Raw genomic sequence first — 12,820 nt, 5'->3', positions numbered from 1 at the left:
GCGGCGGCCGATCGAGGCTGCCGTATCTTGTGAAATTTCCTACGCAGTTATCAGCCCGCCCTCACCTCGATTCGAATTAGCGTTTCAGCTGTCGTGAAACGCTTTTTCTGACTGGGAGGTGCGCCATGTTTTCTCGCCTGACCCGCATACTGGTGAATGCCAGCGTCCGCCTCAAACTCGCGCTGGGCTTTGGCCAAGTGCTGATACTCAGTTTCATGATTGCCGCAGCGGGCTGGCAAGCCCTGAACGCCGTGCTTTATCGGTCCAATAGCCTGACGAGCCTGGGCGAACTGGCCGTGTACGCGGAGGCCATGCGCGCCGACCGCATCGTGTACCGCACCCTGGCAGACAGTGCGAGCCGGGAACAGATGCTGCAGAAGGTCGAGAAAATCGACCAGCTCCTGGCAGACCTCTCGCATCGCCTGGTCGACCCGGTCGATGTGCAACGCAATCAGGAGGCGATACGCCTGGCGGCCGGTTTCAAAGCGGCGCTGGCCGAACTGCCCGCGTTGATCGAGCAGCGGGAGACTGTCCGGCCAGCGCTGAAAAAATCCGCCCTGCAAGCCAGCGACACCCTCGCTCAGTTCGCCAGCGACCTGCCCGACCAGAATGACGAAAAGGCGCTCGACGCCCTCGAGCATTTGCGCCAGGCCATGGAGCAGGCCGAGGATCGCGCCCAGAATCCCGCCTGGGCTGCCGAATCGCTGCAAGCCTATGCCGAGGCTGCGAGCCAGGCGCTGGATGCGCTGGACGTCGCACAGGCGAGCGTGTCCACCCTGCCGGTGGACTCAGCACCGCTTAAAACCGACTTGGCCGACTACCGTGAGCAATTGCTCAAGCTCAAGCAAGCCCAACTCAACGTCGAGACCGCGCAAAATCGCTTCGAACAACAGCTCAATGAGTTGCGCGACAACAGTGACCTGCTGAGCCAGAGCCAGAACGCCAAGCGCAATGACGAGGCCGACCACACCCGCACATTGCTGATCGGTGTCACAGTGGCTGCATTGGTCCTCGGCGCCCTGGCCGCGTGGTGGATTGCCAGCCAGATCGCCGCGCCGTTGCGTGACATCCTCGTTGCCGCCAACCGCGTCGCCCAAGGCGACTTGAGCCACGACACCCAATCGGAGCGCGGTGACGAGCTGGGCCAGTTGCAGCAAAGCATCGGGCAAATGACCCGCAGCCTGCGCAGCCTGATCAGCAGCATCGGTGACAGCGCTCGGCAGATCGCTGGTGCGGCGACGCAGTTATCCACGGTAACCGAACAGACCCGCAACGGGCTGAACAACCAGAAAGATGAAACCGACCAAGTGGCCACGGCGATGAACGAAATGCTCGCCACTGCCCAGGAAGTCGCACGCCATGCCGAACGCGCTTCCGTCGCTGCGAACGAGGCCGACCAGCAGGCCGGCGCTGGCGAGCAGGTGGTCACTCAGGCCGTTGAGCAAATTGGCAACCTGGCCAGCGAAATGGCGTTGTCCGGCCGCGCGATGCTGACCCTGCAGCAGGAGAGCAATAAGATCGCCAGCGTGCTGGACGTGATCAAGTCCGTGTCCCAACAGACCAACCTGCTGGCCCTGAACGCCGCCATCGAAGCGGCGCGCGCGGGCACTGCCGGCCAAGGGTTCGCCGTGGTCGCCGATGAAGTGCGCAGCCTGGCCCAGCGCACACAGGAGTCGGCCGAAGAAATTGAAGGGCTGATCCAGGGCCTGCACAACGGCACCCAGCAGGTAGCGGACATCATGGACAGCAGTCGCAACCTCACCGACAACAGCGTGGCCCTGACCCGCGACGCCGGCGATGCCCTGGCAGCGATTGCCCGCACGGTATCGGTCATCCAGGAAATGAACCCGCAGATTGCCGCCGCCGCCGAACAGCAAAGCGCGGTGGCCGAGGAGATCAATCGCAGTGTATTGAAGGTACGGGATGTGTCGGAACAGACCGCCGCCGCCAGCGAGGAAACGGCGGCGGCGAGTGCTCAGTTGACGAGGTTGAGCCTGGATTTGCAGACGCTGGTCGACAAATTCAAGCTTTGAAACACCACTATCCAATGTGGGAAGGGGCGGGCTCCCTCCCACATTGGCGCCCGAACCTATAGGACCTGGCGCAGGAAGGCCTGGGCCCGCGGGTCTTTCGGCGCATCGAAGAACTGCGCTGGCGCGGCGTCCTCGAGCAGTTTGCCGTGGTCGAAGAACAACACCCGGTCCGCCACTTCGCGGGCAAAGCCCATTTCGTGGGTGACGCACACCATGGTCATGCCTTCCAGGGCCAGGGTCTTCATCACGTCGAGCACTTCGCCGACCATTTCCGGGTCGAGGGCCGAGGTGGGTTCGTCAAACAGCATCACCTTGGGTTCCATCGCCAGGGCTCGGGCAATCGCTACCCGCTGCTGCTGGCCACCGGAGAGGCGCGACGGAAACTCGTGGGCTTTCTGTGCGATACCGACCTTTTCCAGCAGCGCCAGGGCCTTGGCTTCACGCTCCTGCTTGCCGCGCTTGCGCACGACCTTTTGCGCCAGGCACAGGTTCTCCAGCACGGTCATGTGCGGGAACAGGTTGAAATGCTGGAACACCATGCCGACTTCACGGCGATAGGCATTCACATCGGTCTTCGGGTCGGCCAGTTGCAGACCGTCGATGCTCACCGAGCCCGAATCGAACTCCTCCAGCCCATTCAGGCAGCGCAGGAAAGTGGACTTGCCGGAACCGGACGGGCCGATCACCACCAGCACTTCGCCCTTGGCCACCTGGGTGGTCACATGGTCCACCGCACGCACCACTTGGCCACGGGTGTCGAAGACTTTCACCAGATCGCGGACTTCAATCACTTTGCGCAAGCCTCCGCTCAAGCCGGCTGGCCATTTTCGACAGCGGCAGGTTGATCAGCAGGTACAGGCCTGCCACACAGAACAGGATTTCGAAAGGCGAAAACGAGGTGGTGATCACTTCGCGTCCGCTCTTGAGCAGCTCGGTAATCGCGATCACCGAGACCAGCGAAGTGTCTTTCACCAGGCTGATGAACTGCCCGGCCAGCGGCGGCAGTACGCGCTTGAAGGCCTGTGGCAGCACCACATGCCGCATCGACTGGCTGGCACTCAAGCCCAGGGAGCGCGCGGCTTCGTTCTGGCCACGGGTGATGGACTGTACGCCGGCTCGCACGATTTCCGCCACGTAGGCACCGGTGAACAGCGACAGGGCGGCGATCCCGGCAAACTCCCGGGACAGGTTTAGCACCGTGCCGATGAAGAAATAGAAAATGAAGATCTGCACCAGCAACGGCGTACCGCGCACCAGCTCGACATAGATCGTCGACAGGTCGCGCAAGGTCGGGTTGCTCGACAGCCGGCACAAGCCGGTAGCCAGGCCTATCGCCAGGCCAAGGATGCCGGACACCACCGACAACCACAGCGTGGTCCACAAGCCCCACATCAGCGGGCCCAATGCCCAATGACGGTTGACACCAATGACGTCACCTTCAGCCACATCATCGCCGCGCGCCACTTGCAGGCTGTTGTCGGCGACGCTCACGCGCTGCTCGACCCCGGCATCGTTGCGCAGGGTGACTTCGGCTACATCGCCCTTGCGTACCAATTCAATGACGGTGGAAATATCCGCCGCACGTTGCGCTTCCTCGGCCTGATAGGCGAAGTACTGCGGCACGCGGTTCCAGCGCCATTCGTAAGACATCAGCGAGGTGGCGTAATACAGGGCGCCAGCCAGGCCGACCAGCACGGCTACCGTCAGCAGGTGCCAGGGCCATTGGGCTTTTTTCTGTTTCATTTCACTGTCCGCATAGGTGTTGCCTGGTAGGCCGCTATCGGGGGCAAGCCCCCTCCCACAGGGAAACGCATTCCAAATGTGGGAGGAAGCTTGCCCCCGATACAGGCAACTCGGTCTTAAGCCTTATTCCATGTCCTTGAGCCACTCGGAGCTCTTGAACCACTTGTCATGGATACGATCGTAGGTGCCGTCGTTCTTGATCTGGTGCAGGAAGTTGTTGATGAAGTTGACGCTGTCGTAATCGCCTTTCTTCAGGCCGAACGCCAGGGGCTCAAAGGTGAAGGGTTCTTCAAGGAACACCAGCTTGCCATTGCCGACTTTCTTCTCGGCCACCACGTTGTACGGTGCGTCGTAGACAAAGGCGTCAGCCTTGCCGTTGACCACGTCCAGCACGCCTTCCTGCTCATTGTCGTAGCCGTGATACTTGGCTTTGGCGATCAGCTTTTTGGCGACCATCTCGCCGGTGGTGCCCAGCTTGGAGGTCAGGCGGTATTTTTCGTCGTTCAGGTCTTTGTAGGACTTGATGGTGCCTTCCAGGTCCTTGCGAATCAGCAGGGTCTGGCCGACCACGATGAACGGTTCGCTGAAGTTCAAGCGCAGGTTACGCTCCTGGGTCAGGGTCATGCCGCTGCCGATCATGTCGAACTTGCCGGTCAGGAAGGCCGGGATGATCCCGTCGTAGCCGGTGGATACCAGCTCCAGCTTGACGCCCATGGACTTGGCCATGGCCTTGAGGATGTCGACTTCGAAGCCGATGATTTCGCCGCGCTTGTCGGTCATCTCGAACGGCATGTAGGTCGGGTCCATGCCGACTTTCAGCGTGCCGCGCTTGACCGCATCATCGATGGCGCCGGCCTGGGCCGCAGTGGCCGCCACCAGCGCGGTGACGCCGAGCATCAGCATCGACAGATACTTTTTCATCATCAAGTCCCCTGAACGGTTCTTATAAGGTTGGCGCACAAACGGGCTGCGCCATTTCGGGGTGCGATCCTAACCCACTCGATGCCCGTCACAAAGGTTTCACGGCTAAATGTTATCGGCGTATGTAAGAGAAGCCCTACGGCGCGGCGCCGGACCACAGGCCTAGACACCTCAGTGCACGGATGCGCTAATGGGTTGATGTGTAAGTAGTTATGACGATCAGTCAACCTCCGCGATCCAGGCCGTGTCCTTGAACCACTTGTCATGCAGCTGATCGTAGGTCCCGTCCTGGGCCACTTGATTAAGGAAATGATTGATCCAGTTGAGGCTGTCGTAATCGCCTTTTTTCAGGCCAAACGCCAGGGGCTCGAAGGTGAACGGTTGTTCCAATGTGAGCAATGCGCTGTTCTCGGGCCGAGCCATTGCCACCAGATTGTAGGGCGCATCATGGATGAAGGCGTCGGCCCTGCCCGCCACTACCTCGCGCACACCCTCCTCCGGCGTTGCGAAGCTCTGCAACCGGGCCGCTCCGAGAAAGCGCTGCGCCGCTGCCTCGCCGGTGGTGCCTTCAATAACGGCAATCCGATAGCCCGCCTCGTCCAGGTCTTCGATGCTGGATACCGTGCCGGCCAGGCGCGGGTGCAGCAGCACCGTCTGGCCCACCACGATGAAGGAATCACTGAAGTTGAGCTTCAGGTTGCGCTCCTGGGTAACCGTCATGCCGCTGCCAATCAGGTCGTACTTCTTGGCCATCAAGCCCGACAGCAAATCCGTGTAGGGCACCGCAACCAGTTCGAGTTCAACCCCCAGCGCACGACTCATGGCGTGGAGCAGGTCGATCTCGAAGCCGACGATGCGCCCCTGCTTGTTCGTCATTTCGAAAGGCACGTAAGTCGGCGTGGTGCCTACTTTCAACACGCCACGGCGCACAGCATCGTCAATCGCTCCGGCATTGAGCAGGCCTGCGTGAATCAATGCGGCAATACCCATCAGCAGTGCCGAACAATACCTTCTGAACATGTATGCCCCCATGGCGAGTCGAATTTGGGGGCGATGCTACCCCAGCTGCAGGCACGGCAATACGCCTCGGCACAAGGTCTTTTGTTTCGAAATAACAAGGACTTAGGAAAGAAATGAAAGGATGCGAAACGCTGTAGGACCAGCGCCTGGAACACCCCCGAGGTGAGCCCTCGGGGGCGTCTGAATCAGGCCGGTTGAGCCTGGGGCGACTGCGGTTGCAAAGGCAGCAACGGCGCGTGGGGATCGGCCTTGATCGAAGCACGCCAAGCGTCCAGCCACTCGGCGTGGCCTTCGCTCCACACTTGCTCATGCAAGCGCGCCAGGGCCACCGGGTCGCTGAGCAAGGCCAGGCGTTCGCTGTTGTTGAGGCCTGCCGGGCCGACTTTCAACGCGTGGCGAACTCGCTCCCCACGCAGGTACTCGATCGGCTCCGCCTCGCGGTGACGCGAAGTGGCCAGGGCGCAGGCCAGGGCGTTCTGCTGCGGGTCGACCACCGAACGCACGAAGCCGTCATTGAGCGCGTGCCAGCGGTTTTCGTGGGTGTACTTCTCGGTCGACAGCAACGCCTGCGGCGGATTGTATTCCTCGGGAATCAGGAACAGGCTCTCGTCACGGGACTTGAGGCCCAGCTTGACCCGGCTGGAAATGACCGACACCGGGATCGACAGCATCAGCGAACCGACGATCGGGATCAGCCACCACAGGAAGCTCGGGTTCAGCCACACCACCAGCAAGGCCCACAGGAAGCCCAGCACGGTCTGCGGGCCGTGGCGCTTGACCGCTTCGCTCCACGGGGTGGAGTCGTCGTCGCGCTGCGGCGAGTTCCAGGTCGCGGCCCAGCCGAGGAACGCGGCGAGTACGAAACGGGTGTGGAAGATCATGCGCACCGGCGCCAGCAGCATGGAGAACAGCATCTCCAGCAGCATCGACAGGGTCACCTTGAACTTGCCGCCGAACTCTTTCGCGCCCTTGGCCCAGATCAGGATGATGCTGAGCAGTTTAGGCAGGAACAGCAGCACGATAGTGGTGGAGAACAGCGCCACTGCCTTGTCCGGGTGCCATTGTGGCCACAGCGGGTACAACTGGCGCGGCGCCATGAAGTACTGCGGCTCCATCAGGGTGTTCACCGCCAGCAACGCGGTGGACAACACCAGGAAGAAGAACCACAACGGCGCCGACAGGTAGGACATCACGCCGGTCAGGAACACCGCACGGTGCACCGGGTGCATGCCCTTGACCAGGAACAGGCGGAAGTTCATCAGGTTACCGTGGCACCAGCGACGGTCACGCTTGAGCTCGTCGAGCAGGTTTGGCGGCAGTTCTTCGTAGCTGCCCGGCAGGTCGTAGGCAATCCACACGCCCCAGCCAGCACGGCGCATCAGCGCTGCTTCAACGAAGTCGTGGGAAAGGATCGCACCGGCAAACGCGCCTTTACCCGGCAGCGGCGCCAGGGCGCAGTGCTCGATAAACGGCTTCATGCGGATGATTGCGTTGTGGCCCCAATAGTGGGATTCACCCAGCTGCCAGAAGTGCAGACCGGCAGTGAACAGCGGGCCGTAGACGCGGGTGGCGAACTGCTGCATGCGCGCATACAGGGTGTCCATGCCCGACGCACGCGGCGCGGTCTGGATAATCCCGGCATCCGGCGTGGCTTCCATCAAGCGCACCAGGCTGGTCAGGCATTCGCCGCTCATCACGCTGTCAGCGTCGAGCACCACCATGTACTTGTAGTCACCCCCCCAGCGACGGCAGAAGTCGTCGAGGTTACCGCTCTTGCGTTTGACGCGACGGCGACGGCGGCGATAGAAAATCTTGCCGAAACCACCGGCTTCGCGGCATACGTCGAGCCAGGCCTGCTGTTCGGCGATGCAGATATCGGCTTCATTACTGTCGCTGAGCACGAAGAAGTCGAAGCGATCCAGGTCACCGGTGGCGGCCACCGATTCGAACGTGGCGCGCAAACCGGCAAATACCCGGGGCACGTCTTCGTTACAGATCGGCATCACCAGCGCGGTGCGTGCATCCTTCGGAATCGGCTCATTGCCGGCACTTTTGCCGGAGATACGGTATTTATCGTGGCCGGTCAGCAGTTCGAGAAAGCCCATCAGCGCGGTCCAGAAACCGGCCGACACCCAGCAGAACAGAATCCCGAACATGATCAGGATGCTGGTCTGCAGTGCGTAAGGCAGTACCTGGGTCGCCGTTTGCAGCAGGGTCTGGTTGCGGATCTCGTCGAAGTCGACCAGCGACCAGCCCTGATACGGCATGATGCCTTTCATGTACCAGCCAGCCACGATGGTCTGGCCCAGCATCAGCACCAGCAGAATATAGCGGCGGATCGAGCCCACAGTGCGCCAGCGCGCAGCCGGCAGTACCCGCTCGTCTTTTGGCGGCTTCGGCGGGTTGGTACGCCCGGTCATCCGGCGCCAGCCGCGTACCAGGATATTGGTACGCCACGGCTCGGGCACGACTTTGGTACGACGGATCGGCGGCGTGGCCTTGAGGCAAACCCGACCGCTGGCGTCGAGCGCCAGCATCTCGGCGTCCTGCAGTTCTTCGGCCGTGCTGAGCGTCAGCCTGCGGCCCACCGACGCTTGGGCAGCGTCGACAGGTGCATCGAAGGTGGCGGACGACAGGCGTTCGTGCAACTCGCTGAAGGAGCTGCAGCCCGCCAGCTCGGCGCGCTGCTCAGCCGTCATGGGGAGATGCGCCAGGTACTCGGAAAGAGTCTCTGGCTTGGCGTGTGAATTACTCATCGGCGGGCAACTGGTAGCTCCAGGTTTCGGTCAGGACTTGTTCGGTCTTGGCCGGCTCCGGCGTGGCAGGAACCGGTGCAGCTTCTGGCTGCTTGGCGTCCTTGTCCTTGGCCTCTTTGGCGTCTTTCCTGGCCTGTTTCTCGTGCTGCTTGGCCAAGACCTTGTCAGCCTTGAGCACATGGGTCGACACCTGCTCAGGCTCGGCCTGTGCAATCTCTTGCACCAGCGCGGCACGCATTTCAGTCGGCTTGCCCGCGTCCTTGATCTTCATGCGCAGGGTCAGGCGCCAGCCTTTGGTGTGCTCGTTGTAGCGCACGCTGTTCTCAACCAGCTCGGCGTTGTCGCCAACGCTCACCTGGCTGCGCACCGGGGCGTCCGGCAGCAGTTTCTTCAGGGACGGGCCCTCGAAGTCCACCAGGTAGGCCACAGTGCCGTCCGGCTGACGGATCAGGTTCGATTGCTTGACGTCACCGGTGGAACGCAGGGTCTGCTTGACCCAGGCGCTGTCCGGCGAATGAAAGGCAGCGTCGTCCAGCGTCCAGTGCAGGCGGTAGGACACGTCCAGCGGCTTGCCGACTTCCGGCAGTTCGGCCGGGCTCCAGAAAGCAACGATGTTGTCGTTGGTTTCGTCAGCGGTCGGAATCTCTACCAGGTCGACGCTGCCCTTGCCCCAGTCGCCTTCAGGTTCGATCCAGGCGCTCGGGCGCTTGTCGTAGTTGTCGTCCAGGTCTTCGTAGTGGCTGAAGTTGCGACCACGTTGCAGCAGGCCGAACCCACGCGGGTTTTCGACGCTGAAGTTGCTGACCGACAGGTGTTTAGGGTTGTTCAGCGGGCGCCAGATCCACTCGCCATTGCCGGCATGGATCGACAGGCCGCTGGAATCATGCAGCTCGCGACGGTAGTTGAGGACCTTGGACGGCTGGTTGGCGCCGAACAGGAACATCGAGGTCAACGGGGCCACGCCCAGCTTGCTGACCTTGTCGCGCAGGTACATCTGGGACTTGACGTCCACCACGGTGTCGGTGCCCGGACGCAGGATCAGGCGGTAGGCGCCCGTCGCACGCGGCGAATCCAGCAGGGCGAAGATCACCAGGTGCTTGTCGCCAGGCTTTGGACGCTCGATCCAGAACTCGGTGAAACGCGGGAATTCTTCGCCGGACGGCAACGCGGTGTCGATTGCCATGCCACGGGCGGACAGGCCATACACCTGATCCTTGCCGACGACGCGGAAATAGCTGGCGCCGAGCATGGTCATGATTTCGTCTTGCTTGTCGGCCTTGTTGATCGGGAACAACACACGAAAGCCGGCATAACCCAACTGTTCGGTGGCTTTCGGATCAAACTTCACGTCGCCGAAATCGAAACGATTGGGGTCGTACTTGATTTCCTGGACGCTGTCAGCGGTGACTTCATTGATTTTCACCGGTGTATCGAAGTGCATACCCTGGTGATAGAAGGACAGCTTGAACGGGGTGTTCTGATCGGCCCACTCGGCTTTTTCGTTGCGGAAACGAATCTTCTGGTAGTCAGCGAATTTCATTTCGCGGAATTCGTTCGGCAGATTGCTGCGCGGAGCTTCGTATTTCTGCCCAGCCAGCTCTTTTGCCTTGGCCGACACATCGTCCAGACTGAATGCCCACAGTTGACCCGCGCCGAACAGGCAAAACAGGGCAGAGCCCGTCACCAGTGCGTTTCGTAACCGTTTGGCAGACAATTTTGGTGCATTACAGGGACTAACAATCACGAGCAACCCTCGCCGAAAACAGATCAAAAAACCAACGGCCAGCTATCTATATGCCAGGTTGGCGAGCATTGTTCCGACTCCCCAGGGGCAAAATGATTCCCCACTGGTTTATCGGACAAGTCTCTACCTAAGTCAAAAATGGACCAAACAACGCTGATCCCCGTAGCGCGCGATTATCTAGTAGCCCGCGAGACAACGCATCAGGGACAACGAAGTATTTGTAGCGAAACCCTGCGTTTTTAGGCATTAAAGTCGTTTTTCATACATTCAGGTCTGTAAGAGGAACGTCACAGGGCCATCATTGACCAGATGCACCTGCATATCCGCGCCAAAACGCCCCGACGCCACCTTGCCATGCAATTGTTGCGCTTGTAACAACAAGTGATCAAATAGCGCCGCTCCCAGGGCCGGTGGGGCTGCTGTGGAGAAGCTTGGTCGCAGCCCGCTTTTGGTATCCGCCGCCAGGGTGAACTGCGACACCAGCAGCAAACCGCCGTCGATGTCTTTCAACGAGAGGTTCATCTTGCCCTCATCGTCGCTGAACACCCGATAGTTAAGCAGCTTATGCAGCAGTTTATCGGCGCTCTCGGGCGTATCTGAAGGTTCGACGGCCACCAGCACCAGCAAACCTTGTTCAATCGCCCCGACTATGTCACCGGCCACCTCGACCCGGGCGCCTCGCACCCGCTGCAACAGGCCCTTCATGCTTCTTCGGGCGGCAAATCAAGCAGGCGCCGTGCCATTTCGCCGGTTGCGCGTACCAACGCATCGGTAATACCAGGCTCGGACGCGGCATGCCCCGCTTCGCGGATCACCTGCAATTCGCTGTTCGGCCAGGCCTGATGCAGCTCCCAGGCGTTATCCAGCGTGCAAATCATATCGTAGCGGCCGTGGATGATGACGCCCGGCAGATGGGCGATCTTGTGCATGTCGCGTATCAGCTGGTTGGGCTCCAGGAACGAGTCATTGGTGAAGTAATGGCATTCGATACGGGCAATCGACAACGCCCGCTGCGGCTCGGAGAAGCGCTCGACGTGCTGGGGGTTCGGGCACAGGCCCAGCATGCGCCCTTCCCAGCCGGACCAGGCTTTGGCCGCGTGCATCTGGGCGATCTGGTCGTTGCCGGTCAGGCGCTTGTGATACGCCGCGATCATGTCGTGGCGCTCGTCTGCAGGGATTGGCGCCAAATAGTCCTGCCAATAATCCGGGAACAGGCGGCTCGCGCCCTCCTGGTAGAACCAATGAATGTCCTGCGGGCGGGCCAGGAAAATGCCACGCACAATCAACCCATGCACGCGCTCGGGGTGGGTTTGCGCGTAGGCCAGGGACAGCGTCGACCCCCAGGAGCCGCCGAATACCACCCATTTGTCGATGCCCAGATGCTCGCGGATGCGCTCAAGGTCGGCGACCAGGTCCCAGGTGGTGTTGTTTTCCAGACTGGCGCGGGGCGTGGAGCGCCCGCAACCGCGTTGGTCAAAGGTGACGATGCGGTACAGGTTCGGATCGAAGTAGCAACGGCTCTGCGCGTCGCAACCGGAGCCGGGGCCGCCATGGATGAACACCACAGGCAGCCCTTCGGGGGAGCCGCTTTCATCGACGTACAGGGTGTGAACATCATCGACTGCCAGATCGTGCCGGGCGTAGGGTTTGATCTGCGGGTACCAAGTCTGCATTGCGCGCTCCGTAGGGTGCCGGGTTCATCCCTGGGGGGACGTCTATTATTCTGCCGTCTGGCATCATAAACCCGAATTGTGCAATGAGCATGCCCTTGAGCGCGTAGACCGGGGTCAGCCTTTATCGATAATGCGTTTGCCCCCACGCCAGCAGAGCTTGCAGCAATTGTTTCAACACCCCCTGCGTCGGCTCCGCGAGGTCGGGGCGGTACCGGAACGGCTCGAACTCTTCCATATAAGCGCTCTGGCACAACTCCAACTGCACCGCATGAATATCCTGCGCCGGGTCACCGTAGTGCCGGGTGATATGGCCGCCCTTGAAGCGCCCGTTCAGCACATGGGTGTATTGCGGGTGTTGGGCGCAGATGGCTTCGAGCTGGCTGGCCAATGCTGGATCGCACGCGGCGCCGTTGAAGGTGCCGAGGTTGAAGTCCGGCAACTTGCCGTCAAACAGATGCGGGATTACCGAGCGGATCGAATGGGCGTCGAACAGCAACGCGTAGCCGAACTTGGCCTTGAGGCGGGCAAGCTCCTCCTGCAGTGTGCGGTGATACGGCCCCCAGATTTTCTGCAGATAGTTTGCGCGCTCGGCCTCGGACGGTGCCTGCCCTTCGCGGAACAACGGCACGCCGTCGAACAGTGTCTCGGGGTACAGGCCGGTGGTGGCACCCGCGTAGAGCGGTTTGTTGTCGGACGGCCGGTTCAGGTCGATGACAAACCGCGAATATTCCGCCGCCAGGGTGCTGGCACCCAGTTCTTCGGCAAAGTCGTACAGGGTGGGGATGTGCCAGTCGGTGTCCGGCAGGCTTTGCGCTTCGGGGATCAGCCCGGCCTCGACTGCGGGCGTGAGCCGCAGTCCGGCGTGGGGCATGCTGATCAGCAGCGGTGTGTTGCCTTGTTTGAATGTCAGAACCTTTTCCACAGCGCGAC

The 12,820-nt window shown here is 61.2% G+C and carries 9 protein-coding genes and 1 pseudogene; 1 reads left to right on the top strand and 9 read right to left on the bottom strand.

Going from position 1 to position 12,820, the window contains the following annotated elements:
* Positions 1-125 precede the first annotated feature (125 nt).
* Complete coding sequence (locus C4J94_RS01965) at positions 126-2,033, top strand: methyl-accepting chemotaxis protein (protein ID WP_124384744.1); 1,908 nt, start codon at positions 126-128, stop codon at positions 2,031-2,033.
* 56 nt (positions 2,034-2,089) lie between these two features.
* On the opposite strand, the gene C4J94_RS01960 is transcribed toward C4J94_RS01965, so the two are convergent.
* The 9 genes and pseudogenes from C4J94_RS01960 to hutG all read right to left on the bottom strand — a co-directional run bounded on the left by C4J94_RS01960 (position 2,090) and on the right by hutG (position 12,812).
* Positions 2,090-2,824 (bottom strand): amino acid ABC transporter ATP-binding protein, encoded by a 735-nt coding sequence (locus C4J94_RS01960; RefSeq protein ID WP_124388909.1) that lies wholly within the window; start codon positions 2,822-2,824, stop codon positions 2,090-2,092.
* Positions 2,817-3,776, bottom strand: coding sequence for an amino acid ABC transporter permease (locus C4J94_RS01955; protein WP_124384743.1), 960 nt, complete (start codon positions 3,774-3,776; stop codon positions 2,817-2,819). The genes C4J94_RS01960 and C4J94_RS01955 overlap by 8 nt, the downstream gene beginning before the upstream one ends.
* 123 nt (positions 3,777-3,899) lie before the next feature.
* Positions 3,900-4,697 carry a transporter substrate-binding domain-containing protein gene (locus tag C4J94_RS01950; RefSeq protein ID WP_124388908.1) on the bottom strand — a complete coding sequence of 266 codons (798 nt, stop codon included), beginning with the start codon at positions 4,695-4,697 and terminating at the stop codon, positions 3,900-3,902.
* A gap of 219 nt (positions 4,698-4,916) precedes the next feature.
* Positions 4,917-5,717: a transporter substrate-binding domain-containing protein gene (locus C4J94_RS01945; RefSeq protein WP_124384742.1), complete on the bottom strand. Its 801-nt coding sequence runs from the start codon at positions 5,715-5,717 to the stop codon at positions 4,917-4,919.
* A gap of 183 nt (positions 5,718-5,900) precedes the next feature.
* Positions 5,901-8,473: pseudogene (gene mdoH / locus C4J94_RS01940) on the bottom strand (glucans biosynthesis glucosyltransferase MdoH); the annotation flags it as partial.
* Positions 8,466-10,217, bottom strand: coding sequence for a glucan biosynthesis protein G (locus C4J94_RS01935; protein WP_124384740.1), 1,752 nt, complete (start codon positions 10,215-10,217; stop codon positions 8,466-8,468). The pseudogene mdoH and the gene C4J94_RS01935, both read right to left, overlap by 8 nt.
* A 267-nt stretch (positions 10,218-10,484) precedes the next feature.
* Complete coding sequence (dtd, locus tag C4J94_RS01930) at positions 10,485-10,922, bottom strand: D-aminoacyl-tRNA deacylase (protein ID WP_124384739.1); 438 nt, start codon at positions 10,920-10,922, stop codon at positions 10,485-10,487.
* Entirely contained in the window at positions 10,919-11,890 is a 972-nt protein-coding gene (gene pip, locus C4J94_RS01925) for a prolyl aminopeptidase (protein ID WP_124384738.1), read from the bottom strand. The genes dtd and pip overlap by 4 nt, the downstream gene beginning before the upstream one ends.
* Positions 11,891-12,011: 121 nt before the next feature.
* A complete protein-coding gene (hutG, locus tag C4J94_RS01920; RefSeq protein ID WP_124384737.1) occupies positions 12,012-12,812 on the bottom strand; it encodes an N-formylglutamate deformylase in 801 nt (266 codons plus the stop codon).
* Positions 12,813-12,820: the final 8 nt, after the last annotated feature.

Source organism: Pseudomonas sp. R5-89-07 (genome assembly GCF_003851685.1).
Lineage (GTDB): Bacteria > Pseudomonadota > Gammaproteobacteria > Pseudomonadales > Pseudomonadaceae > Aquipseudomonas.
This window is presented reverse-complemented; position numbering and strand designations above follow the sequence as displayed.